Origin of the sequence: Treponema primitia (assembly GCF_046533075.1) — a bacterium.
Taxonomy (GTDB): Bacteria; Spirochaetota; Spirochaetia; order Treponematales; family Breznakiellaceae; genus Termitinema; species Termitinema primitia_B.
Window position 1 is genome coordinate 22747 of the sequence record NZ_JAJQRB010000085.1, and the last position, 26284, is coordinate 49030.

A 26284-nucleotide genomic window follows, 5' to 3' on the forward strand; every position below is an offset into this window, starting at 1 on the left:
ACATGACCATCAGAATGGAAAGTGGTATTGCCACTATGAATTGATGTGCAGCCATCAGAATGAAAATCCACATTCCCCCTATGCGTTCCGATCTTCCCGCAAATAAAGGGACATTTCATCCCGGGATATCTGGTAGAAATCCAATAGATCAGCAATACTTTCAACAATCATTTGCGCGGACAGATTTATTTCGGCATAAATGGTATCCGTGATCAGGTAAGGGGACCGCAGTTCCTTTGGGTTTTCTGAAAATCGCTTATTTCCCCTGGAAGAAATAAATTCCGGGCTGGACAGAGTTTTGGAAAATTTCTTGGAGTCTAAAGCAATAAGGCAGGCGCATACCTGCATATACACTGATTTCCAGGTATTGGTGTCCTTATAGGCTTGACCTTTCAGTACAAAGGCAAAGGGCCGCTTGTAAGTAAAATTTTCTTCCAATAAATGGAGCGTCTCTTTATTAAGCTCGGCTATAATACGGCGGTTTTCTTCCGAGTCGGCGCTTACTACTTTTTGGGCGGCATCAACATCTTCAATCCCGGTAAACTGCTGGATGAGCGTAGCGAGGGATTGGGCATTGGTTTCAAAGGTCGAAAACAGCTTGTTATATTCAGTCTTAAAAGCCACCCCTTGCTGCATGGCCTCGGTATTATTATGAGCTATGTTGAGCCATATATCGTCGGAAAGGGACAATAAGTTCTCCCTGACACTGGATAGATCACTTAAAATGCTGGTTATTTTTTTATTGGAACTCATTTTATGCTCCTCCTTAACCCGGATTCATCTACATCCGGTCACTCTGATATAGAAATCTATTATTATTCTTTAAAATAGCGGTTGATTAGAAAATAATGAAGTCCGTAGGGCTATTGACGCCAACCAGAAATACCGAATTGGACATCCCGATTACAGACTTCATTTTTAGTCTACCACAACTGGTTCATGCCATCAATCCCCTATCTTGATAAATCCTTGTGTTTCTATACAAAGGTTAAAAAAAGACTTGACAAACAAAAATAATAGCGTACAATGTACCTTATGGACGCATTATTAGACGCAAGTGCAATAATGGCTATTATTCTCAACGAACCTAATCGGGATATTGTTGTCAAATTAACAAAAGGCGCAACCTTACTATCACCGGAAATGATTTCATTTGAGATTGGGAATGCCCTTATAAGTTTATTTAAAAGACATAAATTAAATGAAACGGAAGTGTTAAAGGCATATGAAAATTTTACTAAAATCCCAATAAGGACTTTGAATCCTGATATGGGAAAGGCATTAAAAATTTCCTGTAACTACACTATTTATGCCTACGATGCATATTATTTAGAAACAGCATATAGATTAAAATTGCCATTAATAACATTTGACAAAAATATGGCCGCGGTTGGTAAAAAAATGAAAATCACCATCTTGAACGGAGAAAAAAATGAGGGTGTATAATTATTCTGAGGCACGACAGAATTTTGCAACGGTATTAAATACCGCCTTAAAAGAAGAAGTAATAATCACGCGAAAAGATGGCAGCAGGTTTAAACTACTGTCAATTACTGAAAATAAAAAACAAGAAAAATCTCCCTTAGAGGATATAAGAGGTATAAAGACTGATGTATCAATGGAAGATATACTTGAAGCAATAAAATGCGGAAGGGAAGATCGGGAATATAAAACAGATACAACAAAAAGGAGAACTGTATGAACTTAATTTTTTTAGGCCCCCCCGGGGCGGGGAAAGGAACCTTGGCGGCCAAAGCGGTGGATATCCTCACGGTTCCCCATATTTCCACCGGCGCGATCTTCCGGTCCGCCATTGCGGCAAAAAGCCCCCTGGGGCTCAAGGTTAAGGCCATCATTGACGCGGGGAAACTCGTGGATGATGAAACCACCATCGAATTGGTTAAGGAACGGCTTGCCCAGGCGGACGCCCAAAAGGGCTATATCCTGGACGGTTTCCCCCGGACCATCCCCCAGGCGGAAGCCCTGGCAGGTTTTTCCGCCGTGGATAAGGTGGTCAACTTCGACATCCCCGACAGCTCGGTGTTGGAACGCTTAGGCGGCCGCCGGGTCTGCCGGAAATGCGGCGTCAATTACCATAAGGTCTTCAACCCGCCCAAAAAGGCGGATACCTGCGACAGCTGCGGCGGCGAAGTCTACACCCGGGAGGACGATAAGCCCGAAGCGGTCCAAAAGCGGCTGGAAGTCTACCGTAACCAGACCGAGCCGCTCATCGACTACTACCGTAAGAAGGGCATCCTGAAAGACGTAGATGCCCGGCCTGCGGTGGATCAGGTGGTGGAGAACTTCAAGCAGAGTTTAGGGTTGTGACGGTTATGGTTTATGAATGATGAAAAACAACGTTTAGTCAAAAAAATTTATCCAGGGCTATACCTTCAAGGTACTTAATTTTGAAAACAAGGAGGCCCGGTTCAACATTAGTATTGATATACAGGGCGGGCAGTTTATACGGCTGCTGCCCATGGGACAGGATACCCATGTAAGCATTTCCTCCGATTGGGCCTCCCCGTCTTTTCAGGGTTCCTTCCTGCCCGGTACATCAACCATCACGGATGCAGATTTTTCGGCGGTTTGGGATATCAGTTATTTGAGCCGGGATATACCCCAAGCGTATCCACCCGGTACCGTATCTGCTTTCCGGTATTGGTAACGCAGTGTTTTATTTGCTGCTCCTTTCCCTATCGGAACAAATACCTTTTTATACCGCATACCTTATCGCCGCCCTGGCGGTAACCATCATGATGACCCTCTATTCCCGTTCCCTGCTCATTGGTTCCATAGGCAGTTTTGTGGTGGTTGCGCTGATCATGTTTCTTACCCGTAAACTTGACTGGTATGGGGAATGAACGATATGCGCAATTGGTTTTGAATTGGCCGGCAAGATAAAACACAATAAATAAACACAATATAAAAATATTTAAAAGTATCAGCATAAAATATGCAGGTTTTCTTCATTCACCATAAATATATAGTCGCCAAACGACTTCTGGTGGAAATCGTCGGAGTCAGCGATAATACAGCGTCTATCGACGCGGAATCTATAGTACATATCATTTGAAAAGTTGACAAAAAATTGACCTTTTGTTGACAATCAGTTGACAACTATATGTTACTTTATACTAACAAAAGTGAATAAGAACAGTTACTTTTGATTTTTACGCCTAACCGTAAAATATTTTAGACATTCATTTGTCTACAAAACTAAGGGGATTTTAAAAATGAGCGCTAAACAGATTAAGACGGTACGAAAAGCGGCTCTCTGCATGGGAATCATGGGCCTTGCGCTGGCGTTAGTTTTTGGCCCGTCCCTTATGGCGGATACCACAGTGCCGGCGGCGGCCGGGACGGAGAAGGAAGAAACGGCGCAGGCGGTGCCGGTAAAGACCGCAGACGTGGAAAACCAGACCCTGCAAGCCTACCTTGAAGTGAATGGCAATATCGTAAACAGCCATGCGGTTGAAGTCTTTCCCGATATGACCGGTAAATTGGTGTCGATAAAAGTGGCATTGGGGCAGCGGGTAACCAAGGGACAGGTTATCGCGGAGGTAGACTCTTCAATGCCAGGGCTGAATTATTTGCCGGGGGCGGTGCGATCTCCCATCTCCGGTACGGTTGGCGCGGTACACTTTGCGGAAGGATCGATAGTGTCACCGGCAAGCAGTATCGCGCTGATTGCGGCAAATGACCGGCTCGAAATTGAAGCGCGTATTCCCGAACGTGAAGTAAGCCGTTTGCGGGCAGGGTTGACCGCCGCCGTGTTCCTGGAGGCGTATCCGGGTAAAACTTTCGCCGCAACGGTGCGCGAAGTGGCGCCCGCGATTGACCCGCAGTCCCGCACAAAAAAAATTGTACTTATGTTTGACAACACCGGCAGCGGACCTGAAGCGGGGATGTTCGTCCGCCTTCGTTTGAACACCCGTGTATATCCCGATGTGGTAACCGTACCCGGTGAAGCGATTTTGCAGCGGGACAATGAGACCTTCGTATATGTACTCGACTGGAACGACCGGGTGAACCGGCGGCTGGTGAAGACCGGCGTAACCATTGACGGTGTTACCGAAATTACGGCAGGGCTTGCGGGCGGCGAAGCGGTGGTTGTCCAGGGGCAGCAATTTTTGAGCGATGGCGTCACCGTGCGTGTATCAGGCGCCGATGGAAGGAGTTAGGCGTGGCGCTGAGTGAATCTGTTGTTAAACGCCCGGTACTCTGGCTTGTTGTCTTTGTGCTTATTTCCATTGTCGGTGTGTACCTGTTCGGACGTATCGCTGTTGATCTGTTACCAAAAGTAGACATCCCAATGGTAGCAGTATCGACCGTATATCCGGGCGCGGGACCGGAGACCGTGGAAAAGACGCTCACCAAGCCGCTTGAGTCGGCGCTGGTCAACGTGAGCGGCGTCAAAAAGATAACCAGTGTATCACAGGAAAACCTGAGCATGATACAGCTTGAATTTAACTACGGCGTAAACCTCAGCGATAAAGTAAATGCCATGCGCGACAAGATCGACGGAAAGCGCCGTGATCTGCCCGTTGGCGCGGAAAGTCCCGTGATTCAGCAGATGGGCTTTGACTCGATGCCGATGCTCCGGCTCGCCATACAGGGGGAACGGAGCCAAAATGAACTGCGGCGGATTGCCGAGGACATGATACAAAGCCGTCTTGAGCAGATTGACGGGGTAGCTTCAACATCGGTGCAGGGCGGGCAAGAGCAAATTGTCCGGGTTGAACTATCGCAAAACCGGCTTGAAGCCTACGGACTCACCATCACCGGCATCGCAGGCGCCCTTGCCAGCCAGAACATTGAACTGGGCGCCGGTTCCATTATGGATGCCGGTCTCAGCTATCAGCTGCGTACCTCCGGCGAATACGCTACGGTGGCGGCTATCGGCGAAACGATGGCAGCACGGACAGGCGATACGGTTATCCGGCTGCAAGACCTCGGCACGGTGAAAATGGGATACCGCGATGAACGCTCATCGGTATTCATCAACGGCGAGGAGGGTGTATACGTTTCCATCACCAAGCAGAGCGGTGCAAACTCTGTTACTATCGCCGACCTCATATATGAACGTATCGAAGAAATCGAAAAGACGCTCCCCCAGGATGTCAGCATTAAAATCATCGAGGACGAAACCGATATGATACGCGGTATGATAAACGAACTCGTCGGTTCTGCGCTCATGGGCGGGGCGCTCGCGGTATTCATCCTGCTCCTGTTTTTACGGAACATTCGAAGTACCCTTATCATCAGTATCTCAATTCCTGTTTCCATACTCGCCACATTTGGCGCGATGAGCCTTGCCGGTCTCACCATCAACATAATAACTCTTGTCGGGTTGATACTTGGGGTTGGTATGATTGTGGACTCGTCAATAGTTGTACTGGAAAACATTTACCACTACCGCGAATTAGGGGAAGATCCCAGGACGGCGGCGATTAAGGGAACCGGCGAAGTGGTGCCGGCTATCATCTCATCCACGCTAACGACGCTCTGCGTATTCATCCCTATTATTCTATTCAAAAATGGGCTTGCCATGATCGGCCAAACCTTTCAGGACATGATTTTTACCCTCGGTATTTCGCTTACCGTCAGCCTTGCCGTTGCCGTCTTTCTTGTGCCGGTACTTGCGAGCCACTATCTGCCGATTGCTACACGTACCCAGAAGCCCCTGCGGAACCGTGCGCTCAAAACTCTGGACGCTGCTCTTGAAACTGCCATAACCGGTATCACACGGGGCTATGGCGCGATATTGCAGAAGGCGGTAAACCACCGGCTCGTCACCGTATTACTCGTTATCGCTGCCTTTGCCGGCAGTCTCCTTGCGTTCACCCGCATGAATATTGTTATGGATTTTCAGATGGTTGAGGACACCATGACCCTTGAGGTCGAACTGCCCCTTGGGACACCGTATAAGGATACCCGTGCGGCGATGCTCCGCCTGCAAGACATTGCGCTTTTGGAAATCAAGGGTGTGAAGAACATCGTCACAAATGTGGGAACTTCCGACGGGATGATGGGCGGCGGCAGTAATACCGGATCGCTTACGGTGTTGCTTGATCTCGCAGTAAAAGGCGGAGACACCGGTGACACCGTGGAACGGAAACTGCGTGCGCATTACGACGAATTCCCCGGCGCTCTCTTTACGGTCAGCGCCGACGATGGTTTCGGAGAGGAATATGATGTTGACATTTCCCTCCACTACGATGAACTCGACAGCGGGCTTGCCGCGGCAAAGGAAATCACCGGTATAATCAAACAGCATGTGCCATCAGTGGGAGATCTCACCATCGATCTGACCGAAGGAATCCCGCAGGTCGAAATCGTTATTAACCGCTACCGTGCCTACGAGTTTGGCCTTAACGTGGCAACAATAGCCAGCGAAATCTATGCCGCAATGAATGGCATTGACGCCACCACGTACCGCGCTGTGGGAGATGAATACACGGTAACACTGTTTCTGCGTGAATCTGACCGATCCAAGCTCCCCGACCTTGACCTCATCCTGATCCCATCGGATAACGGCCAACTGATCCCGCTTGCTAACTTCGCCAGCCTCGAAAAAAGTACGGGGCCAATCAACGTAAAGCGGGAAAACCAGTCGCGTATCATCCACATAACCGGCATGATAATCGACGGGAGCCGCGCCGATGAGGTGAATACGGCTATTGATGAAGCGCTTGCTACAAACTTTGTCATGCCCGACGGCGTAACATTAAGTTTCGGCGGCACCTGGAAGGAGACGATGGAAATGCTCACGACCCTTGGTCTCGTGCTGTCCCTCGCAGCGCTGCTCGTCTTTGGCGTTATGGCGGCGCAATACGAGTCGTTCAAAGGCCCGCTCATTAACATCTGCACGATACCGCTTATCATCATCGGCGTGGTATTAATCTACCTTGTCACCGGTAAGACAATGGATATGTTCACGATGATTGCCATTATTATGCTATCCGGCATGGTGGTAAACACCGGAATTGTGTTAGTAGACTACACAAATCAGCTTGTGCGCGGTGGTATGCCCGTGCGTGCAGCGGTTGTCAAAGCCGGTGAGTCACGCTTCCGGCCCGTACTTATGTCAACCCTCACCACGATTATCGGTCTTGTTCCGATGTCGTTTTTTCCGGGCGTTTCATCCCAGATGATACAGCCCCTCGGTCTCACCGTTGTTGGAGGGCTTGGAGCGTCTACGGTGATAACGCTGTTTTTTATACCGGTACTGTACTCGCTGGTGAATGAAGGGCGGCGGAAGAGTTTGGCATGAAAAGAACGGAGTTTGAAGTATCAAAAGGAAGAAAGTATGCATAATTTTTTTTATCGTATGAAGTTTTTTCGCCATATACAGCATGGCGATCACCACCACGACCGTTTTTTTGCTCAAGGGAATGTCTTAATAGCGCTTTTGCAGAAAGGTCCCGTAACTCAAAATGAATTGCTTGAAATCATTGATAATGAGCGGCCATTAGTAAATGGCAAGCCGCCCAGCGAAATATTGTCAGAATTGGAAAAAATGAAGTTTATCAAACGTGAAAATAACGGTGAAGACAAACGAGGCGATATTTTTTCATTGACAAAAAAGGGAGAAATGTTAGCCAATCGGCTGCAGATTCATTATCGCTTCATGAAAAATATGTCTGAATCATTTTCAGATGAGGAAAAGGAGCAGTTCACCGCTATTCTCGAAAAACTGCATCCAAATACAAACGGCGCTGAATATGCGCATTTCCATTTTCGGGGGTCTCATTCTGAATTTGTCGACCGGGAGAATAAATAATGATGGCCGCGGACTCGATTCGGCAAAAGCTAGGGCGTCAGTCCGGCGTTGTAATTCTGGTCAGCAATTCGGTACTGTTTGTCTTTAAGTATATTGTAGGGGTTATCAGCAATAGTATTTCTATTCAAGCCGATGCGGTCAATAACTTAACCGATACGGTTTCTGCAATTTTAACCATAATCGGCTTTCAAATAGCGGGAAAGCCAAAGGACCAAAAGCACCCCCACGGTTATGGACGGATGGAATACATCAGCGGGTTGGCAATCGCTTGCCTGATTATCGCGGCAGGTATCCTGTTTGTCAAATCGTCCATTGAACGCCTGATAAACCCGGAACCGGTTTTAGTTGGAAGTCTTTTTATTGTTTTGGTGACGGCAATCGCGATTTTTGCAAAACTTGCGCTGGCTTTATATTCACACAAACTAAACAAAATCGTCCGCTCCGCCACTATTAAAGCGACTATGATGGACTGCCTGTTTGACGCGGTGGTAACACTGCTTACGCTAATCACTTTGGGGCTGTCGCAAATCACTGCCCTGCCGATAGATGCCGTCATAGGATTGGCGGTTTCCGGCCTGATTATCTATAACGGCTTTATGTCCGCCAAAGAAAATATCGGGTTGCTGCTTGGCAATTCGTTGGATATAAAAGCGCAGCAACAAATAGAAGCGGTGGTTGTCGATTACCGGGAGTTTAACGGCATCAGGTCAATCATCGCCAACGATTTTGGTCCAAACAACCAGATTGTAGTCGTGGAATTATCACCGAATCAGGATTTTTCAATTAGCGATATACAAAGCGCCGCTGATACCCTGTCATTAAAGTTTGAAGAACAGTTTAATTTTAAGGTTATTCTTTATTGGAATTCAAAAAATGGCTGATCTGCTGTTATAAAAGTTGACGAAAAGGAGGAACTATTATGATGACCCCATCACTTGAGGATTACCTCAAAACGATCAATGTGCTTTCAGACAAAGGCATTGTCAGGGTAACAGATATTGCCTTGCATCTGGGTGTGTCAAAGCCATCGGTAGTTATTGCGCTTAAAAAGTTAGAAAATAATGGCGCGGTGAAACATGAACGTTATCGGTACATCAGCCTTACACAAGAGGGTAGACATCAGGCGAATAACATCCGTGCACGAAATAGTTTGCTTATTTTCTTTTTACAAAATACACTGGGGGTAAGCTCCGGGACTGCGGAAAAAGAAGCCTGTAAACTGGAACATATACTTTCCGATGAGACCTTTAAAAAATTACGCATACTGATAAAAGATTTTAGGGAAATGTAAAATAGCATCCCCCTTAAATTGTCTATATACAAGGAGACTATAATGAAACGAATTACTGAAGTGTTTTTAGGCGTAGTAATATTTTTGGTAACAATGGCGGTCTTCGGTTTTATGGCAATGTTCCTTTGGAATAAATTGCTGCCTGGAATTTTCGGATTGCCGGTAATCAATTATTGGCAAACAGTGGGGTTAATGATACTTACCCGTATTATTTTTGGCAGCTATCAGGGAATTGGCAAAGGTTTGAGCGAACGCAAAAAACCAATCCGTAATAGATGGGACGGCTTGAGCGAAGGAGAACGAAGGATTTTTATACAAAGGTATGGGGATCCTTTTTTGTATAATACCGGAAAAGAGACAGAAGCCCAAAAGGAAAGAAATTGAATTATGACAAAAATAGAAAACAATCTTTCAGAGGGCAGCGTACTCAGCAAGCTGGTGCTTTTTGCCATCCCGTTTTTAGCATCAAACATTGTCCAGTCCCTGTATAACGCTACGGATATGTTCATTGTGGGCAATTTTGCCGGACCTGCCAGTATGTCCGGCGTAAGCATCGGCGGACAGGTTACCATGATATTGGCATTTTTGGTTATGGGCTTCACTACGGGCGCAACGGTACTCATCGGTCAGTATATGGGGGCAAAAAACCACGAAGGAATCAAAAAAGTAACGGCCACAATCATTACCCTGCTGTTGTTCTGCGGTGTCGGTATTGCGGCGCTCATACTTATTTTTAGGGAACCGATACTGCGCCTCATTCAAACGCCGCCGGAATCATATTCAGAAAGCGCCGCTTATCTTGCGGTTACAGCGCTTGGAATTGTTTTTATCTTCGGGTATAATACCCTGTCAGCGATTCTTCGGGGAATGGGAAATTCAAAACAACCTTTTTACTTCGTGCTGATTTCCTGCATAACCAACATAGCGCTTGATTTAACTTTTGTTGCGGGTTTTCACTGGGGAGCTTTCGGAGCGGCGCTCGCAACGGTAATTTCACAGGCCTTTAGTGTAATGCTTTGCATAAGATATCTGGTACAAAACAAGTTCCAGTTTGATTTCAAGCCTTCATCATTTAGGATATATAAAAAAGAACTTGGGCTAATAGTAAAAATAGGCCTGCCAAGCTGTATACAAAGCGGCGTTACAAGCCTTTCGCTTTTGTTTGTTACCTCGTTGATAAATGTAGTCGGCGGGGTCAATGGTTCGGCGGGGGTTGCCGCCGCAAATCAGTTCGGCAGCTTTGCCTTTATACCGATGATGGCTGTAAGCGTCGCCATCTCGACGATGACAGCGCAGAACATTGGCGCGGGCAAAATGGACAGAGCGATTAAAAGCTGTTTTATCGGAACGTCTTTTGGCGCAATCCTAACATGGATGTTCTTTATTTTAGCGCGGATATTCCCGTCGCAAATCATTTCGATTTTTGGGACTGACCCCGCCGTAATTCAGGCCGGCGTAAGCTATTTAAGCGCTTTCAGTTTCAGCTTTCTGCTGCTCCCCATTATTTCCTGTATCAACGGATTTTTTATCGGCGCGGGCCACACGGTCATAGCTATGGTTACAAGTATTTTGTATTCAGTTTTATTACGAGTACCCTTAAGCTATCTTTTTGGCGTATTCTACGGTTGGGGCCTTTTCGGGGTCGGGCTGGGCAGCCCCGCAGGTCATTTGGGAGGACTGCTGATAATCAGCCTATACCTGATTTCCGGCAAGTGGAAGAAAATTTCGATAAAGGCAAAAGCGCCGAGTTAGTTTAATTCCTCAAAAATTACAAAGGATAAACACTATGAAAAGACTTGGAATTGATTTAGGCGCATCCGCCGTAAAGCTGGCTTTACTGGATGAAGAAAACGTTATTCTAAATCATGCGTACCGGCTCCATCATGGTAATCCGCTTGCCGTACTGGAAAAACTACTCTTGGAAATTCAAGAGGAGTGGTTTCCGGCGCAGCAAACAACGGCGGACGATGTTTATGTGCTGAATTCCGGAATGGAGGGCGGCGTACTCTCCTTGCCTCTGGCAGGCGACATTGTAGCCCTGACGGAAGGCGCAAGGCGAATCGCCCCCTCCGCTGCCGCCGTAATTGCCATCGGCGGTCAAAGCGCACGGTACATTACCGGGCTGCATGATGAAACGCCGCAATTTGCGGAAAACGACAGCTGCGCATCCGGCACGGGCGCATTTTTTGAAAATCAAATGGCGCGCCTTGGCCTGCCGCTTGCGGAATACTCCGCCCTTGTGGAGCAGGCAAAATCAATCCCCCGCATTGCCGGGCGCTGCAGCGTGTTTGCCAAGACCGATATTATTCATTGCCAAAACGAGGGAGTTTCCACTCCCGATATCCTGCTGGGACTTTGTTACGCTTCCATACGGAGCTACAAGGCTATAGTAGCCGGAAAACTGAAAGCAAAAAAGCCCGTACTGCTTTCAGGCGGCGTGGGATATAACACCGGGATTGTTCGCGCTATACGGGAAATTTTTGAACTTGCCGAAGATGAGCTGCTGCTGCCGGATGGTTTTGACTGCGTACAGGCAATCGGCGCTGCGGCATTGGCGAATACACAAGGCGTTTTATTATCTTTTCAGGAATTGATAGGATTGTGCAAAAAAGCCGGTGTGAAGAATCAGGCCCATGAAGTCCCCACACTGCCCCCGCTGTCCGCACCGCCTTCTGCGGAAAATTTGCACCAGGTACGCCCGTATATGCAAGGCGAATCCTGCTATTTGGGAATTGATATCGGCAGCACCAGCACTAACCTTGTCCTGATCGGTGAAGATGAGCAGGTGATTGAAACAATATATCTGCGTACAAAAGGCGACCCGAAACAGGCAGTCCGTGAAGGTTTTACCATGCTTTGCAAAAAATATGGATATAACATACCCATAAAAGCCGCTTCCACCACAGGCTCCGGCAGAATGTTAATCGGCAAACTCATCGGAGCGGATACCGTCAAAGACGAAATCACCGCCCAGGCAACAGCCGCCCTGCGTTTTAGACCGGGCGCCGATACGGTTTTTGAAATCGGCGGTCAGGATTCAAAATATATCAGTCTGCGGAGCGGGCGCACAGATAACTTCCAGATGAACAAAATTTGTGCAGCGGGAACAGGATCATTCATTGAGGAACAGGCGGCGAAGCTGGATATTCCCCTGGAGCAGTACGGAGATATGGCATTATCTGCGGATGCGCCCGCCGATTTAGGCGAACGCTGTACGGTCTTTATTGAAAGCCGGGTCGCCGCGCTCCTCGCACAGGGAACCAGCCGCAATAACATAGCGGCCGGGCTATGCTATTCCATTGTCAATAATTATCTTAACCGCGTGGTTGGCACAAGGCCCATCGGAAACCATATCCTTTTACAAGGCGGCGTGGCGTACAATCCGGGCATTGTCGCCGCTTTCAAGCGTGCCTTTGGCAGCCGTATCTCCATCGCGCCTTATTTCAGCGTGAGCGGCGCAGTCGGAGCCGCCTTGCTCGCCAAACGGGAAATCGGCGCGAAGCCCAGCGCATTCAAAGGGCTAATGTTTGACGGATGGAACGAAACACTGTCCGCGAAATCCGCAGCTTCCGAAAAACAGCAATACGAACCGCTTGACTCGCTTGATGCGCTATGTTTCCCCCGTGAGCCGGGGAAGAAAACCATCGGCATCCCGCGTGTTATGTTTAATTATGATTTTTTCCCGGTATTAAACCGCTTCTTTCACACCCTGGGCTATAATGTGCTGCTTTCCCCTGTCAGCAGCGACGAAACAGTGGAACTGGGGCAGACAAACATCAAAGAAGAAGTGTGCTATCCGTTGAAGTTAGCGGTCGGCCATGCCGCCTCGCTCGTGCAGCAGCGGGTGGATTACATTTTTATGCCCTCCGTTCACGGCAAGGGAATCTGCGTCTATATGCAAAAAGCGCCGCAGATGCTGGAAGCTTGCCTCGCCCTGAAAGAAAAGGGGATTGGACTTCTCACTGCTGATATTTGCATGGACACGCCGCAGTCCATTGGAACAGCGTATACCACCTTGGCAAAACAACTGGGGCGCGGAGGCTTTGCAGCAATGAAGGCCGCGTGGGGAAGCGGGATGTCTGACATGACGAACCCAATGAAGGGACATAAAGCGCAGCAGCTGCCAACTTTGCCGGCCGGTGAGATTGGCTTTGTGTTAGTTTCCCGTTCCTATGGGCTTTCTGATCCTGTCCTTAGCCTTTCCATCAAGCAAAAACTAAACAGCCTTGGGTATACAGTTTATGACTTCCCGCGCAAAAATTTCTATTCAGGCTTAAGCGGTTTTCAAGGATTTTCAGGCGCCCGTGATTTTAGTCAGACCCAGGGCTTTGCGGGCTTCCGGCAGGGAACCGGATTTTCGGGCGCATCGGATGTGTATTGGCCGTTTGGCAAGGAAGTTTTGACGGCGGCAAAACAGATACGGGACATTCCGAATCTATACCCCATTTATCTGACCTATCATGGCTGCGGACCAGATACCATGCTCACCCACTGGTTTGAAAACGAAATAGGCGGTAAGCCCTACCTCGCCATCGAAGTAGACGAACACGCCAGCCACATTGGTATTATAACGCGCCTGGAGGCGTTTGCAAACAGCCTTTCCGGGCGCAGAACAAACAGGGCGAATGTTGCAGTGAAAGTGTCGGCGCTCAATGATGCTATTGTCCGAGCCGATCCCGGCGCGGTCTCCGGGCAAATTCCCAACGGCATTCCGAACCTGTACCCCTACTCCGCGCTGCTGACAGCTTTTCTCAAACAGCGGGGCTATCAGGCCGAGGAGATGATGCCCACCACAAGAGAGAGCCTTGCCAAAGGGCGTGCCCTGATGCGCGGCAAGGAGTGTTTCAGCCAGACCGCCTTGCTGGGCGATTGCCTGGAGTATGCCCGTACAAGGAACCAGGCGCAGATTCTGATACCACAAAACAAGGGCGCTGAAAATGACGGACTGTATGCCCGATTTATAGCCGCCAAACTGCGCGAGAAAAATTACAATAATGTCACCATAATAGCGCCGATGTGGGAACGCCTGATTAAAGATAGGGCAACCGCAGACGCCCTGTTTGCCATTTCTCTTGCGGGAGACATCCTTCTTTGTGCATCGGCTTCAAAACAGGCGGAACTTTTTTTGGAAATGAAAGCGGCGTTTAGTTCCGGTTATCCTGCGGAAAAAGACTTTGTCCAATGGGCGCAGTCAGCAAAAGGAGATACAAAAGCGAACTATATCCTCTGTGCAGGGGAATATACCTGTTATCTCAATCCGCTGTTCAGAAACGAGCTGGAAGCGCACAGTACAAAAGGCGGATACACCCTTCGGTACGCTCCGTTGAGTGAGCTGCTTCTGCTTGAAATGATGGAGAACGGCAGACGGAGAAAAGTAAAAGAAGCCCTTCTCAGAAAAGTTTCCTCGGTATTGTACGTCGGCAGCCCGTTTGCCGAATCCATAGCAGCCTTGAGCAAATCAGCGGATTTCGTTATTGGCAGCCGTGCCGAATGGAACGGACGCTGCCTTGGATGTACCATGAACTGCAGCGAAAGGATATGCCAGTGCCGGACGCTTTCTGCAGGAGGACGCTGGCGTGCCGGGAAAACAGCAATAGTACCAGAGGGGTATCACGGCCTAATCCGTACCGCATCCATGTATGAAAACACAGCCTCTGTCTTGAATTTGACAGACGACACCCTTGGAGCAAAGCGCCTTGAACTTCGATTCGAGGGAACACTAAGCGCCGCCGAAACCGCACGGGTTGAGACATGGCTTCACTATCTTGCATGATACTAATAGAGATAATTTACCGGTTTTAAGAATAATGGAATTATGGTATCGGAATAGGGGGTAAAAACTGTGGTTTGTCTAAAAAATGAAAAACAGATCGATGGTATTAGAAAATCCAGCAAAATGCTTTCCGCCATGTTTCGAGAACTTATTCCGCAAGTAAATTCTGGTGTAAGGACAATCGAAATTGACCATTGGGTAAGAGACTGGATCGGACGAGCCGGAGGGAAACCAGTATTATTGGGTTATGGCTCTGCAAGTAATCCATTCCCCGCAGCCATTTGTATTTCAATAAATAATGAAGTAATACATGGTATACCTTCAAAAAATAAAATCAATGAGGGGGATCTGGTATCTTTAGACTGCGACATAGATTTAGGCGGCTTTATAAGCGATCAGACCGTAAGCATTGAAGTTGGGAAAGTAAATAATGCTGTGCATAATCTTAATATTATTACTAATGAGTGTTTGTATAAGGGAATAGCCGCAATTAAAAGTGGAGGTCGAATCCTTCAGATTGCCAAAGCGGTATATACACATGCTCAATCCAACAAATACGGAGTGGTACGTGAATTCTGCGGACACGGGGTTGGATTAGCCGTTCATGAGGATCCCCAAGTACCCAATTATCCTCATGGTCCAAATCCGCGAATACTTAATGGTATGGTAATTGCGGTTGAACCTATGATTAGTCTCGGAACTGGTGATATTGAAATATTGGAGGATGGTTGGACAGTGGTGACAGCAGATAATAAAGTATCCGCCCATTGGGAACATACGGTTGCAATTTTTCATGATCGAGTTGAAATTCTCACTGATTCTTTAGAGGAAATTGCAGGGATAACAAATATCCATAAAATTAATTGAAAGATACTATATCACAAAGACAGAATTCTACAAAATGTATACTTTTTCATACACCAATAACCACGCAAAGCCGATTCTTCACGAGATCACTGCGTCCCCCCCTATGATTTTCAAAAAAAAGGCGATTTTCACTAAAAATCGCTTGACATTATTTTTAACCAGCTTAATAATATAGTTAGTCATGGGTAACATGGATGAATTGATAGAGAAAGTTTATAAAGCCGTGAATGTCATGTCCGGGGAAATAAAAACTGCCTGGGATTATGGCGTTGGCTTTCCCTTATACCATTCTGAGGTCCATTTACTTGAAGCTATAAATTTGCATAGGGGAGCCAATGCCGGGGAACTTGCAAGGCGGCTCGGCATTAGTAACGCCGCAGTCAGCCAGGTGGCTAAAAAATTGGTAAAGAAGGCGTTGGCAGAGACATACCGGGCAGAGGATAACCAAAAGGAGGTTTTTTTCCGGCTCACCGATTTAGGCAAGAAGGCGTGTGCCGGACATAAAAAGCACCATACGAAAATGTATGCGGGATTTATTGATGACTACAAAACATTTACTAAAAAAGACCTTGAAGCAATCTCGAAATTTTTGGATTCGATGATAGAGAGTATGCCCGTCAAGCACGATATCCAGACAGGGTAAACAAGGGATGCGGTACTCCGTGTACCGCTTTTTTAACAAATATATTTAAGCTGCTTAAATATATAGGAGAGCGTTTACAGAATTTTATGCAAGTTTTTTAATTTATATTTAAGTAGGTTAAATATAAATTAAATTGTTAGATAAGACGTACTATAGGAGGCCAAAATTGATAGCGTTAAGTGAAATGAAAAACGGCATGACGGGTAAAATCGTCTCAATTAACGGAGACGGAAGGTTCTTAAACCGCATATCCGCCATAGGGATAGTACCGGGCAGTACCATTGAAATGGTATCAAACCAAAAGAAGTATCCCTTTCTGGTATTCGGCAAGGATACCATGATTGCGATTAACCGCAGGGAAGGGGACAGGATTAAAGCGGAAATTACCGGAGGCAAACAATGAGCTGTGAATACTGCAAAACAAAAGAAAAAGGGAAAACCGGAAAAAAATATATCACCGGAAAAACGACCATTGCCCTTTTAGGGCAGCCCAATTCGGGCAAATCAACCCTGTTTAATATGCTTACCGGTTCCCAGCAGCATGTCGGAAACTGGCCGGGTAAAACAGTAGAACAAAAGGAGGGCTATTTTGTGTACGAGGGACGGCAGTATACCCTGATGGATTTACCCGGAACCTATAGCCTGTCGGCCCATTCGGAAGAAGAAATTGTTACCCGTAACTATATAGCCGCCGGGGAAGCCGATCTGGTCTGTATCATAGCGGACGCATCCCAGCTTGAACGAAGCCTCTTTATGCTTGCCGATTATATCGGCATACAAAAACCGGTGATACTCCTCCTCAATATGATGGACATTGCCGCCCAGCAAAAGAAAACCATAAACTGCGCCGCTCTGGAGAAAAAACTCGGAATCCCCGTGGTTCCTATTACCGCATCAGATAAGAAATCCTACGATCCATGGTTTTCCTCTTTGCAAAGGATACAGAAAGAAAAAGCGATCGATAAAGCGATCAATAAAACAATAATAGATGATTCTTCTCTTATGGAATTATACACCGGCATCGAGGGTGATGTTTTTACAAAAATCCATGATCTTCTGCCGGAATCAGGAATTGATGTTTATTCCCCGGTATGGCTGACCGCAAAGCTCCTTGAAATGGATGAGCCGGTAAAAAGCATTATTCAGGAATCACTGGATACCGCCAGTGCAAACCAGATTAGTATCCTTGCGGAGGGGGTAAAAAACGGCAGCCTCCTTACCGGGGAATGTAAATTCAAATGGATAGAAAACCTGCTGGAAGATACCGTCGTAAAAGCGGAAACCCAAAAAGAACGGGCCGGCCTTAACAAATTTGATCGTATCGCGGTCAGCCGCCGGTGGGGGAAGCCCCTGGCAATCGGCATTATGATTTTTGGTTTAATTTTTTCCCTGGTGGTCGCAATTATCCCCATAGGCATAGCTACGGCGGTATTTCCCCTCATCAGCAGCTTGCTGTTTCAGGGCCTTACTGCAATAGGAACGCCGCCATTTCTTGTTGCCATTATATGCGAACCGGTTGTATCGGCGGTATTTTTCGCCTGTTATATGTCCTTCTTTGTGTTCGGCATCAGTTTTGTATTCGGTCTTTTGGAAGAAGTCGGGTATATGGCGCGGATTTCCTATGTCTTTGACGGGACTATGGCAAAGCTCGGTTTGCAGGGAAAAGCAATTATGCCCTTCCTGACCAGTTTCGGCTGCAACATAGGGGGCATGGCGGGAACCAGGGTCATGGATTCCTGGGGACAGCGGGTAGCAACTATGGCTATGGCATGGGTTGTTCCCTGCGCCTCCACCTGGGGAGTGGTAGCACTGGTGAGCGGTCTCTTTTTTGGCGGCGGCGCAGTTTGGGTTATCCTTTCCCTCTTCGCCGTGGCCGCCCTGCACCTCTTTGTTACTTCCCGTGTATTCGGCAGGGCATTGATAAAAGAAAACGACCGTATCGGCCTTATCATGGAATTACCGCCCTACCACAAACCGAAATGGACAAACCTTTTCCGCTTTGTTCTTAACCGCATGGGTGATGTACTCAAGCGGGCGCTCAAAATCGTCGTGGTAGTTGCGGTGGTTTTCTGGCTCCTGTCCTATACCAGTAGCGGCGCTATCGAAGGCAGTGTCCTGCACCGTATCGGAACATTCATTGAACCGGTAACCATGTTTTTTGGGCTGCGCTGGCAGATGTTTATCGCTTTCCTGGCTTCCATGATGGGCAAGGAAGCGTCCCTGGGAGTTTTAGCCTCTATATTCGGTACTACCAATGCAAGCGCCTGGTCGTTCTTATCCAAAGCAGTAGTAGAATCAGGCAATGCGGAATTGAGTAATATCATGCTGCAAACCATCTCCCGCCCGGAGGCGCTTGCGTTTATTTTTGCCTTCTTTTTCGGTATCCCCTGCCTCATGGCGGTGGCGGCAACCAACACAGAAAGCCATTCCCTCAAATGGACACTGCGCATGGTTGGCTATTACATTGTTGTTGCGCTGGTTCTTGCCGGTCTTGCATACCGGGTAGGATTATTGTTCTTATAAGTTTCGAGAAATTAAATGAAAGGAGGAACTATCCTATGAAAAATCTCGTTCTGATCGTTGACGACATAGAACTTAACAGAACGATTTTAGGCGAAATTCTGCGTGATGAATATAATATTATTGAGGCACAGGACGGTATTGAGGCGCTCGACATTCTTTTCCAAAAGAAAATCATTCCAACCGCAATATTGCTTGATATTGTCATGCCGGGCATTGATGGGTTTCAAGTTTTGGAAAAGATTAAAAATAACCCGGAAACGAAACGAATACCGGTACTATTTATAACCGCCTCTGATGCGGCTACAAATGAAACACGGGGGCTTAAATCCGGAGCATCCGATTATGTATCAAAACCTTTTAACCCTGATGTTGTAAAAACGCGCCTTGAAAATCATATCAGTCTGGCGCGTACTCAAGAAGAACTTGAGACTTTAGTCGAAACAAAGACCTCTGAAAATACAATTATGTATGAAAACACTCTGGAAGTTTTGGCAACCCTAAGTGAATATCGCAGTTTGGAATCTGGTCAACACATCAAAAGAACACGGATGCTCACGGAGATATTGATAAACCACATCGCTACATCTTCACGCTATCGTGTATATCAAGAAATATTGACACCCGAAAAAACAAGGTCAATAATCAAGGCGTCTGTACTGCATGACATAGGTAAAATTGGTATTCTTGACAGCGTACTTCTTAAACCCGGCAAACTGACTGTTGAAGAATTTGAAATCATGAAAACCCATACACTATTAGGCCGACAAATAATAGACAATATTCTTGAAAGCCTTGGCGATAAGGAATCCTATCTTTCATTTGCCCGCGAAATATGCTATTGCCATCACGAGCGATGGGACGGTTGCGGTTATCCTACAGGGCTTGCTGGAGAGGATATTCCCTTGTCTGCCAGAATACTCTCAATAGCCGATGTGTATGATGCGCTTGTCAGTCAGCGGTGTTATAAACCTCCATTCGCTCACAACGAAGCGATAAACATCATTGTGGAAAGCAAAGGCAAACAGTTTGACCCAATACTTGTTGAAGCGTTTACGGAAGTAGCGGATAAGATGGCGGAACTTGAAGCGAGTATGCAGGATTGACAATATCCACTCTCTGATAGAGAAGAAAATATATTAAAGGAGAAATAATATGCTGGAAGCCTTGCTTACTACCCTTAATAGTACAGAAATGCGCTCATTGCAGGAAATCGCCCTTACCCTGCATATCAGTACGGAGACCGCAAAAGCCGGACTGGAATTTCTGGAACATCAGGGCTATATCAAAAAAACGGTTTCCCCGCCTTCCTGCCCGGGAAAAAGCTGTTATGGGTGCAATGGATGTAGTTCTATTCTGCCCCTGCCGCTCATGTGGGAAAAAATATGAAAACTGTATCCCATACCATTATTTAATTCATAATGGACAGGTAGAGGTAAATAATGGAAACTATCCTTGTTTTTGAAACCGGAGATTATATCCCCCAAGGGGAAAATGTCCTTTTTACGTCTATTGAAAAATCCGCTAATTATCATTATTTTAGGGGAACTAAGGACCTTTCTGCTGGATACATTAAGCAGTTGTCTTGCCATGGAAAATTATTTATTGAACGGATGGACTATCAATTTTACCAGCCTGTTTCAAAGAAGTACCATACCACTGTCCCCTTTATAGAAATTCTTTGCCTGGATTCAATAAATCTACAAATTTCCGATGGTTTTTTAGGTGAATTTTCGATTAATAAAGGTGTTTATGTTTATCACAATACAGGAAATGAAGGAACCCTTGTATTTCAGCCTAAGAACCCTGTCCGGGGAATCAGGATCATTATCTTTGAAGAATTTTACAACCACGATTTTATACAAAAGTTCCATGATGATAATTTGAACCTTGATCATTTGAGCAATGTTAATAATTATGAATATTCAAATCCGCCGCTGCAATTGGTATGTAGTCAAATCAAGCAAAGTATGGATGCCGGTATAACATCGGAACCGTATTATGAAAGTAAAGCCGCCGAAATTTTATTTTTGATTGCCTGGGAGAATAAACACATCATTTCTTCAGGGATAAAAAAGAATACAATACGGCAAAATGATTTATGCTCAGTGAACGAAGTAAAAAATATTATCAATACCCATATTTCCAATACCCCAAAAATCGCCGAGATTGCTTCTTCAGTGAAAGTAAGCGCCGCAAAATTACAAATAGACTTTCAGACCGCTTTTGGCTGTACTATCCACGAGTATGTACAAAAAGCCCGTATGAAGGAAGCTTTATGCCGGATTGAGCATACCGATGATCCCCTGTATCGCATTTCCAAAGAGGTTGGTTGTAAAAATCCAGGACGCTTCGCTGAACTATTTAAAATAACTTTCGGGATGTCTCCATCGGAGTATAGAAAATCACACCGCAGCTAGTTATTTTTCCACACTCCATTTTTTTGCCTGTTCCTGGGCTGTCCACAGTTCATGGTACAGTCCCTTGTTTTGTAAAAGTTCCTCATGTTTCCCCATTTCTGTAACCCGTCCTGCATTAAATACGATAATAGTATCAGCAGTTTGAACAGTTCTTAGATGATGGGCTATGACCAGCACCGTACGATTCTGTACCAGATTACTTATTGCGCTCTGGATAGAGACTTCATTTATAGGATCAACATTACTGGTAACTTCGTCAAGAAGGACAATAGGACTGTTTTTTATAAACGCCCTGGCAATTGATATACGTTGTTTTTGGCCGCCCGATAATCCAGCGCCATTTTCTCCAAGCAGGGTATCATATCCATCGGGTAAACTTATAATAAAATCGTGGATCATTGCTTTTTTTGCCGCTTCAATTACCGTTTCCCTCGAAGCATTACGGTTCCCCATTTTGATATTATCATAAATGGTATCCGAAAAAAGGATAACATTCTGCATCACAATACTTATTTTTGACAGTAACTCATCATATTCAATATCCCGAATATCAATACCGCCAATCTTTATGATCCCCGAATGAGTTTCCCAAAACCGCAGGAGCAGATTACTAATAGTTGTCTTTCCTGAACCGGAAGGCCCGACAAGCGCCGTCAGGGTGTTTTGTTCCAGGGTAAAATCAATGTCCTGCAATTCAAAACCGTCTGTATCATAGCGGAACCCCACATGATCAAACCGTATATCAAATTTTTCAGGCGAACGGGGATTGGTCGGGGGCAGTATAACCGGAGTTTTCAAAATCCATGCAATACGCCCGTAATTATCTTTAATCTTTGTATAATTCATACGGTACATTTCAAGATTGGCAAAGGGCTTATAAAATTCCTGGCTAAAAACAATAAAATAAACATAGCTGTCTATGTCCAATAGTTTTTTCCATACCATAAAAGCCCCGATCAATACCACAAAACCGAAACAAAGCTCCAGCGGTATAAAGTATACCGCAGAGGAAACAGCGCCTGATTTTGCCTCTGCCTTACTGCTTTCGCTGAAACGTTCGGCGCTCAATTTTAACTGGTCACGAAAATACCGGTTATCGGGGAATGTCTTTAACAGGGGGATACCCTTGGTATATTCCACAAAACGGCTCACCATATCGGCAAGGTTTTTTTGATTATGTCCTCGTAATTGCAGCGATTTCTTTGCCCTTTTGGCTTGGAGATACAATGCAAGGGGCAATAAAAAAATCATAACTATGCCCATTTTCCAGTCAAGGATAAAAAGCGCAACACCGGTTACCAATGCAGTAATTATATCCCCAATAGCCCGTGAGCCGACATGGGCAACCGCTTCCTCAAGACCATCCACATCACCATGAACTATCGTACTTATTTCACCGAGCCGTTCATTGGTATAAAAACCCAAAGAAAACCCTTTAAGCGCTTTTATTATCCGTTCTTTAAGATGAAGTTCCATTTCAAAGCCGGCAAAATGGGATGCGCCGCTGGAAACAATATTAGCAATGAATTTGAGTAATAGTATCCCTGCCAGCATCCACCAGAAAACAATAAGGTTTTTTTCACCTTCGGTGATTTTAGTAAGCATTTGAAAAACTACCACCATAATGCTTACGGTTAAAAGAGAGCCTGAGGTATAGGCAATAATGGCGGCGCACAGCATCCGCTTTCCCTTCCTGCCTATGGTAAAAAGAAGTTCTTTTAACATATTATCCTTTCATGTTCCAAATTGCTGCTTTCTGTTCGGTTTCGCACAATTGGCTATATAATTTATTTTCTTGCAGTAACGTTGTATGGGTTCCCTTGGCGAGTATCTTTCCATCCTGCATAACAATGATTTGATCCGCCGACATGATGATATTAAGATGGTGGGCGATGATAATCAGGGTTTTTTCTTTGCATAATTCGTTTATCGCCTGTTGGATAAGTTGTTCATTGTAGGGATCAATTGCAGCGGTAGCTTCATCAAGAATGATAATCGGCGCATTTTTCAGGATCATCCTGGCAAGGGAAATACGCTGCCGCTCTCCGCCAGACAATTTTGAACCAGCCTCACCGGCATTAGTCTTGTACCCATTGGGGAGCTTTATAATCGTATCATGTATACGGGCTTTCTTTGCAGCCTCGATTACTTCTTCATTGTCCGCATTTTCTTTTCCCAGTTTGATATTCTCTTCAATGCTTCCATTGAATAAGAATGTATCCTGCTGAACCATTGATACCATCGCCGCCAGATCCTGTTCATGAATGTCCGCAACATTCGTATTGCCTATAGTTACCGTTCCTTGACTTGGTTCCCAAAGGTTCATTATCAGGGCGGCTATGGTACTTTTTCCTGCACCGGAAGGGCCTACAATAGCGTTGATGGTATTAGTACAGAAGTTTAGCTCTATATCGTTTAATACGGTTTCGCCTGTTTTATAGGCAAAGGATACCGTATTAAATTGAATATCCCCGGTTTTTAGCCCGTCAACCCGTTCTTTTTCCTGAGGCGCCAGTTCACCCATGATCGAATCTATCATGGACAGGGTATTTTTATACACAATTTTATTATAATGCAAGGACATAGATTTTGAAAAATTTTTTAAAAACTGCCCTGCCAGAATTATTGACAGAATAAAAACAATAACCCCCCACGCCGTAACAGGGCCGCTTTTCAGGATAATAGAAGCGACAATAGCGGTTGCCACAATACCTGCCTCCATAAGCAGGGTAATAAAACTCATGGGGATAGTCTGGTTATAGATAGCCTTTTTTGCATTGCCTACATAGGCATACATACTTTCCAATACTTTATTGGTTTTTGTTTCGTCATTGCTAAATGCCTTAATTGCAGAGATCGAACCTATATATTCCATTATATTTTCTGAAACTGTCTTTATACTGTCCTGATAATTTTTAACAGAAACCTGCCACATCCGGCCAAAAAGAGGCAGAAGTAAAAAAACCAGGGGAACCGTTGAAACCAGGGCAATTCCCAGACGCCAATCAAGTATAGTTAAAATAATAAAAATACTGACGCAAATAATGTTTGTAATGACCACATCCGGTAAGGTATGGGCCAGATAAAGCTCTATCCGTTCAACATCATGGTCTATAACATTCGCCAGATCCCCGGTCTTTCTCTTTTGGAAGAAGGAAAGGGGTAATTTTCTTAGATGATCTATCATGGCCAGCCGGATTTCAAGCAGTGATGAATAGGCAAATTTATGGGCAGTCCACAAAGCAAGCGCATAAAAAACGGCTTTTGCGATCTTGAGAATACATACCAAAATCCCCAATGGCAGTATTATTTTATTTGCCGCATTGTCCCATAACAGGCTAAGCAAATATACTGCGATAAAAATAGACCCCAAGCCGCATAGCACGCTTAGACCCGTCAGAATAGCCGATGTTATTCCGCCTTTCTTATTACTCATGGATTTTTATTCCCGGTTGTTTCATTTTTAGGTATCCTCATAATCATTGTTAATGATACCTAACGCTCATTGGTTTGTAAATCGTTTTTTGAATTTAATTCAATATTATTTTGGTAGATAATTATTTAATTTTAGTAGGTAATATTTGCAATGATATTGGTTCCTTAATAAAATAGTATTAAATTATCTTTTTCGGATAGCATTATATCGAAAATGTATATAGTATTGTAATAACATTGGAAATCATGCTGATATTAAAAAATGTGTGATTTATATTATTTTTTAATAAGTTGTTGACAAAATTATATTAGTCTTATTGCGCAATTGTTCAGTTAAATCCGGTAAAAGCGATGCCTGAATTATTTTTCAGGGGTGTGGCGGGTTACAGCCCCTTACTTACCCAAAGTAAGGCCGAGGAGATGATGCCCACCACAAGAGAGAGCCTTGCCAAAGGGCGCGCCCTGATGCGCGGCAAGGAGTGTTTCAGCCAGACCGCCTTGCTTGGCGATTGCCTGGAGTATGTCCGTACAAGGGGTCAGGCGCAGATTCTGATACCGCAAAACAAAGGCGCTGAAAATGACGGACTGTATGCCCGATTTATAGCCGCCAAACTGCGCGAGAAAGATTACAATAATGTAACTATAATAGCGCCGATGTGGGAACGCCTGATTAAAGACAAGACAAGGTCTGGGCATTCTATGCAAAATACGCATAAATGAGTTATGAGCAATGAGAGCAAAATGACAAAACCATATAGACAAAAAAGAAATTTTATGTTAAACTTGACATTATGAAGGTATATTTAGATCATTGTGCCTATAATAGGCCGTTTGACGATCAAAGTAATATAAAAAATCAACTTGAAACAATAGCAAAATTGCATATTCAAGATCAGATAAAACAAGGTAAATATGAATTGGTATGGTCCTATATGTCCGATTTTGAAAATAGTAGTAATCCCAATATAGAAAATAAATTATCCATACAGCAATGGGAAAATATAAATGCAAATCATCTGAAAATATTTTAGAATGTAGTAAAGAATTAGAAAGATTGAAAATACGATCGCAAGACGCACTGCATATTTCATGTGCAATTGAAAGCCAATGTGAATATTTTATAACAACTGACGGCGGTCTAACGAATAAAAAAGTTGATAAAATAAAAATTATTAACCCAATTGATTTTGTAAGAGAAACGGAGGAAAAAGATGGTAACTGAAACAGTACTGAGGACAGAGGCAATTGATTTACTCATAAAAACGTTTGGTGTTCTTGATACAGAACGTTTTATTACAAGTATAAAAAATAATAATTTTGATTATACGGAATGGCGTAAAAATTTATGGAAAGATAAAACCATAGATGAAATACATAAAATGGCAACGGAATTTGAAAATAAAAAATATAATAAAGTGTAAATGGCCCCACTGCACATAACAGTCAGTCAAAAGGTACCGGCCGCCAAAAGAGTATAGGTATGGATTTGAATAATATCCCTAAAAACTATCAGGAAGACATATCCCCCCGTAGATGTCGGCAGTTTTTA

27 protein-coding genes are annotated in these 26284 nt (G+C 45.1%); 23 read left to right on the plus strand and 4 right to left on the minus strand.

Annotated elements, in window-relative coordinates; translation table 11 throughout:
* Nucleotides 1-78 precede the first annotated feature (78 nt).
* Nucleotides 79-753: a hypothetical protein gene (locus LQZ19_RS17530; protein WP_411048987.1), complete on the minus strand. Its 675-nt coding sequence runs from the start codon at nucleotides 751-753 to the stop codon at nucleotides 79-81.
* Between the two features lie 282 nt (nucleotides 754-1035).
* Here LQZ19_RS17530 and LQZ19_RS17535 point away from each other — a divergent pair, with 282 nt between their 5' ends.
* The 3 genes from LQZ19_RS17535 to LQZ19_RS17545 are packed head-to-tail and all read left to right on the plus strand — an operon-like array spanning nucleotide 1036 to nucleotide 2328.
* A complete protein-coding gene (locus tag LQZ19_RS17535; protein WP_411048988.1) occupies nucleotides 1036-1446 on the plus strand; it encodes a type II toxin-antitoxin system VapC family toxin in 411 nt (136 codons plus the stop codon).
* On the plus strand, nucleotides 1433-1702 hold the full coding sequence (locus tag LQZ19_RS17540) for a type II toxin-antitoxin system Phd/YefM family antitoxin (protein WP_411048989.1): 270 nt from the start codon (nucleotides 1433-1435) through the stop codon (nucleotides 1700-1702). Before LQZ19_RS17535 ends, LQZ19_RS17540 begins: the two co-directional genes overlap by 14 nt.
* Complete coding sequence (locus LQZ19_RS17545; RefSeq protein WP_411048990.1) at nucleotides 1699-2328, plus strand: adenylate kinase; 630 nt, start codon at nucleotides 1699-1701, stop codon at nucleotides 2326-2328. The genes LQZ19_RS17540 and LQZ19_RS17545 overlap by 4 nt, the downstream gene beginning before the upstream one ends.
* Before the next feature lie 37 nt (nucleotides 2329-2365).
* Here the strand turns inward: LQZ19_RS17545 and LQZ19_RS17550 are convergent, their stop codons facing one another.
* Nucleotides 2366-2497, minus strand: coding sequence for a hypothetical protein (locus tag LQZ19_RS17550; RefSeq protein ID WP_411048991.1), 132 nt, complete (start codon nucleotides 2495-2497; stop codon nucleotides 2366-2368).
* On the opposite strand from LQZ19_RS17550, the gene LQZ19_RS17555 reads away from it, so the two are divergent.
* The 17 genes from LQZ19_RS17555 (at nucleotide 2441) to LQZ19_RS17635 (ending at nucleotide 21300) form a co-directional block, all read left to right on the plus strand.
* Entirely contained in the window at nucleotides 2441-2668 is a 228-nt protein-coding gene (locus tag LQZ19_RS17555; protein WP_411049026.1) for an inner membrane CreD family protein, read from the plus strand. The two genes, LQZ19_RS17550 and LQZ19_RS17555, sit on opposite strands and share 57 nt — an antisense overlap.
* Complete coding sequence (locus tag LQZ19_RS17560) at nucleotides 2631-2864, plus strand: inner membrane CreD family protein (RefSeq protein ID WP_411049027.1); 234 nt, start codon at nucleotides 2631-2633, stop codon at nucleotides 2862-2864. Before LQZ19_RS17555 ends, LQZ19_RS17560 begins: the two co-directional genes overlap by 38 nt.
* 372 nt (nucleotides 2865-3236) lie before the next feature.
* Nucleotides 3237-4184 (plus strand): efflux RND transporter periplasmic adaptor subunit, encoded by a 948-nt coding sequence (locus LQZ19_RS17565; protein ID WP_411048992.1) that lies wholly within the window; start codon nucleotides 3237-3239, stop codon nucleotides 4182-4184.
* Between the two features lie 2 nt (nucleotides 4185-4186).
* Nucleotides 4187-7276: an efflux RND transporter permease subunit gene (locus LQZ19_RS17570; RefSeq protein ID WP_411048993.1), complete on the plus strand. Its 3090-nt coding sequence runs from the start codon at nucleotides 4187-4189 to the stop codon at nucleotides 7274-7276.
* A 36-nt stretch (nucleotides 7277-7312) separates the two neighbouring features.
* Complete coding sequence (locus tag LQZ19_RS17575; protein WP_411048994.1) at nucleotides 7313-7786, plus strand: MarR family winged helix-turn-helix transcriptional regulator; 474 nt, start codon at nucleotides 7313-7315, stop codon at nucleotides 7784-7786.
* On the plus strand, nucleotides 7786-8667 hold the full coding sequence (locus LQZ19_RS17580) for a cation diffusion facilitator family transporter (protein WP_411048995.1): 882 nt from the start codon (nucleotides 7786-7788) through the stop codon (nucleotides 8665-8667). The genes LQZ19_RS17575 and LQZ19_RS17580 overlap by 1 nt, the downstream gene beginning before the upstream one ends.
* A 38-nt stretch (nucleotides 8668-8705) precedes the next feature.
* Entirely contained in the window at nucleotides 8706-9077 is a 372-nt protein-coding gene (locus tag LQZ19_RS17585; protein WP_411048996.1) for a metal-dependent transcriptional regulator, read from the plus strand.
* 42 nt (nucleotides 9078-9119) lie between these two features.
* Complete coding sequence (locus LQZ19_RS17590; RefSeq protein WP_411048997.1) at nucleotides 9120-9461, plus strand: hypothetical protein; 342 nt, start codon at nucleotides 9120-9122, stop codon at nucleotides 9459-9461.
* Between the two features lie 3 nt (nucleotides 9462-9464).
* Nucleotides 9465-10829, plus strand: coding sequence for an MATE family efflux transporter (locus LQZ19_RS17595; protein ID WP_411048998.1), 1365 nt, complete (start codon nucleotides 9465-9467; stop codon nucleotides 10827-10829).
* Nucleotides 10830-10863: 34 nt separating this feature from the next.
* A complete protein-coding gene (locus LQZ19_RS17600; RefSeq protein WP_411048999.1) occupies nucleotides 10864-14850 on the plus strand; it encodes an acyl-CoA dehydratase activase in 3987 nt (1328 codons plus the stop codon).
* A gap of 69 nt (nucleotides 14851-14919) precedes the next feature.
* Complete coding sequence (gene map, locus LQZ19_RS17605; protein WP_411049000.1) at nucleotides 14920-15717, plus strand: type I methionyl aminopeptidase; 798 nt, start codon at nucleotides 14920-14922, stop codon at nucleotides 15715-15717.
* Nucleotides 15718-15907: 190 nt separating this feature from the next.
* The gene (locus LQZ19_RS17610) at nucleotides 15908-16360 is read left to right on the plus strand and encodes a MarR family transcriptional regulator (RefSeq protein WP_411049001.1); all 453 of its coding nucleotides are present in this window, start codon (nucleotides 15908-15910) and stop codon (nucleotides 16358-16360) included.
* 166 nt (nucleotides 16361-16526) lie between these two features.
* On the plus strand, nucleotides 16527-16763 hold the full coding sequence (locus LQZ19_RS17615) for a FeoA family protein (RefSeq protein WP_411049002.1): 237 nt from the start codon (nucleotides 16527-16529) through the stop codon (nucleotides 16761-16763).
* Nucleotides 16760-18883 carry a ferrous iron transport protein B gene (feoB, locus tag LQZ19_RS17620; protein ID WP_411049003.1) on the plus strand — a complete coding sequence of 708 codons (2124 nt, stop codon included), beginning with the start codon at nucleotides 16760-16762 and terminating at the stop codon, nucleotides 18881-18883. Before LQZ19_RS17615 ends, feoB begins: the two co-directional genes overlap by 4 nt.
* 35 nt (nucleotides 18884-18918) lie before the next feature.
* Entirely contained in the window at nucleotides 18919-19986 is a 1068-nt protein-coding gene (locus tag LQZ19_RS17625; protein WP_411049004.1) for an HD-GYP domain-containing protein, read from the plus strand.
* A 49-nt stretch (nucleotides 19987-20035) separates the two neighbouring features.
* The gene (locus LQZ19_RS17630; RefSeq protein WP_411049005.1) at nucleotides 20036-20269 is read left to right on the plus strand and encodes a FeoC-like transcriptional regulator; all 234 of its coding nucleotides are present in this window, start codon (nucleotides 20036-20038) and stop codon (nucleotides 20267-20269) included.
* A gap of 53 nt (nucleotides 20270-20322) precedes the next feature.
* A complete protein-coding gene (locus tag LQZ19_RS17635; protein WP_411049006.1) occupies nucleotides 20323-21300 on the plus strand; it encodes a helix-turn-helix domain-containing protein in 978 nt (325 codons plus the stop codon).
* Here the strand turns inward: LQZ19_RS17635 and LQZ19_RS17640 are convergent, their stop codons facing one another.
* Nucleotides 21301-23025: an ABC transporter ATP-binding protein gene (locus LQZ19_RS17640; protein WP_411049007.1), complete on the minus strand. Its 1725-nt coding sequence runs from the start codon at nucleotides 23023-23025 to the stop codon at nucleotides 21301-21303. It abuts the gene before it with no gap.
* Nucleotide 23026: 1 nt separating this feature from the next.
* Nucleotides 23027-24736, minus strand: coding sequence for an ABC transporter ATP-binding protein (locus LQZ19_RS17645; protein ID WP_411049008.1), 1710 nt, complete (start codon nucleotides 24734-24736; stop codon nucleotides 23027-23029).
* A gap of 350 nt (nucleotides 24737-25086) precedes the next feature.
* On the opposite strand from LQZ19_RS17645, the gene LQZ19_RS17650 reads away from it, so the two are divergent.
* The 3 genes from LQZ19_RS17650 to LQZ19_RS17660 all read left to right on the plus strand — a co-directional run bounded on the left by LQZ19_RS17650 (nucleotide 25087) and on the right by LQZ19_RS17660 (nucleotide 26156).
* Nucleotides 25087-25455, plus strand: a complete 369-nt coding sequence (locus LQZ19_RS17650) for a hypothetical protein (protein WP_411049009.1) — start codon at nucleotides 25087-25089, stop codon at nucleotides 25453-25455.
* A 271-nt stretch (nucleotides 25456-25726) separates the two neighbouring features.
* A complete protein-coding gene (locus tag LQZ19_RS17655) occupies nucleotides 25727-25957 on the plus strand; it encodes a hypothetical protein (RefSeq protein WP_411049010.1) in 231 nt (76 codons plus the stop codon).
* Entirely contained in the window at nucleotides 25947-26156 is a 210-nt protein-coding gene (locus LQZ19_RS17660; protein WP_411049011.1) for a hypothetical protein, read from the plus strand. The genes LQZ19_RS17655 and LQZ19_RS17660 overlap by 11 nt, the downstream gene beginning before the upstream one ends.
* The last annotated feature ends 128 nt before the right edge of the window (nucleotides 26157-26284 follow it).

Coding starts and splice junctions, on each gene's coding strand:
- LQZ19_RS17610 (WP_411049001.1), top strand. CDS start 15,908: ATGGATGAATTGATAGAGAAAGTTTATAAAGCCGTGAATGTCATGTCC.
- LQZ19_RS17580 (WP_411048995.1), top strand. CDS start 7,786: ATGATGGCCGCGGACTCGATTCGGCAAAAGCTAGGGCGTCAGTCCGGC.
- LQZ19_RS17530 (WP_411048987.1), bottom strand. CDS start 753: ATGAGTTCCAATAAAAAAATAACCAGCATTTTAAGTGATCTATCCAGT.
- LQZ19_RS17585 (WP_411048996.1), top strand. CDS start 8,706: ATGATGACCCCATCACTTGAGGATTACCTCAAAACGATCAATGTGCTT.
- LQZ19_RS17565 (WP_411048992.1), top strand. CDS start 3,237: ATGAGCGCTAAACAGATTAAGACGGTACGAAAAGCGGCTCTCTGCATG.
- LQZ19_RS17575 (WP_411048994.1), top strand. CDS start 7,313: ATGCATAATTTTTTTTATCGTATGAAGTTTTTTCGCCATATACAGCAT.
- LQZ19_RS17660 (WP_411049011.1), top strand. CDS start 25,947: ATGGTAACTGAAACAGTACTGAGGACAGAGGCAATTGATTTACTCATA.
- LQZ19_RS17655 (WP_411049010.1), top strand. CDS start 25,727: ATGGGAAAATATAAATGCAAATCATCTGAAAATATTTTAGAATGTAGT.
- feoB (WP_411049003.1), top strand. CDS start 16,760: ATGAGCTGTGAATACTGCAAAACAAAAGAAAAAGGGAAAACCGGAAAA.
- LQZ19_RS17535 (WP_411048988.1), top strand. CDS start 1,036: ATGGACGCATTATTAGACGCAAGTGCAATAATGGCTATTATTCTCAAC.
- LQZ19_RS17630 (WP_411049005.1), top strand. CDS start 20,036: ATGCTGGAAGCCTTGCTTACTACCCTTAATAGTACAGAAATGCGCTCA.
- LQZ19_RS17600 (WP_411048999.1), top strand. CDS start 10,864: ATGAAAAGACTTGGAATTGATTTAGGCGCATCCGCCGTAAAGCTGGCT.
- LQZ19_RS17590 (WP_411048997.1), top strand. CDS start 9,120: ATGAAACGAATTACTGAAGTGTTTTTAGGCGTAGTAATATTTTTGGTA.
- LQZ19_RS17650 (WP_411049009.1), top strand. CDS start 25,087: ATGCCTGAATTATTTTTCAGGGGTGTGGCGGGTTACAGCCCCTTACTT.
- LQZ19_RS17550 (WP_411048991.1), bottom strand. CDS start 2,497: ATGGGTATCCTGTCCCATGGGCAGCAGCCGTATAAACTGCCCGCCCTG.
- LQZ19_RS17625 (WP_411049004.1), top strand. CDS start 18,919: ATGAAAAATCTCGTTCTGATCGTTGACGACATAGAACTTAACAGAACG.
- LQZ19_RS17545 (WP_411048990.1), top strand. CDS start 1,699: ATGAACTTAATTTTTTTAGGCCCCCCCGGGGCGGGGAAAGGAACCTTG.
- LQZ19_RS17645 (WP_411049008.1), bottom strand. CDS start 24,736: ATGAGTAATAAGAAAGGCGGAATAACATCGGCTATTCTGACGGGTCTA.
- LQZ19_RS17635 (WP_411049006.1), top strand. CDS start 20,323: ATGGAAACTATCCTTGTTTTTGAAACCGGAGATTATATCCCCCAAGGG.
- LQZ19_RS17540 (WP_411048989.1), top strand. CDS start 1,433: ATGAGGGTGTATAATTATTCTGAGGCACGACAGAATTTTGCAACGGTA.
- LQZ19_RS17595 (WP_411048998.1), top strand. CDS start 9,465: ATGACAAAAATAGAAAACAATCTTTCAGAGGGCAGCGTACTCAGCAAG.
- LQZ19_RS17640 (WP_411049007.1), bottom strand. CDS start 23,025: ATGTTAAAAGAACTTCTTTTTACCATAGGCAGGAAGGGAAAGCGGATG.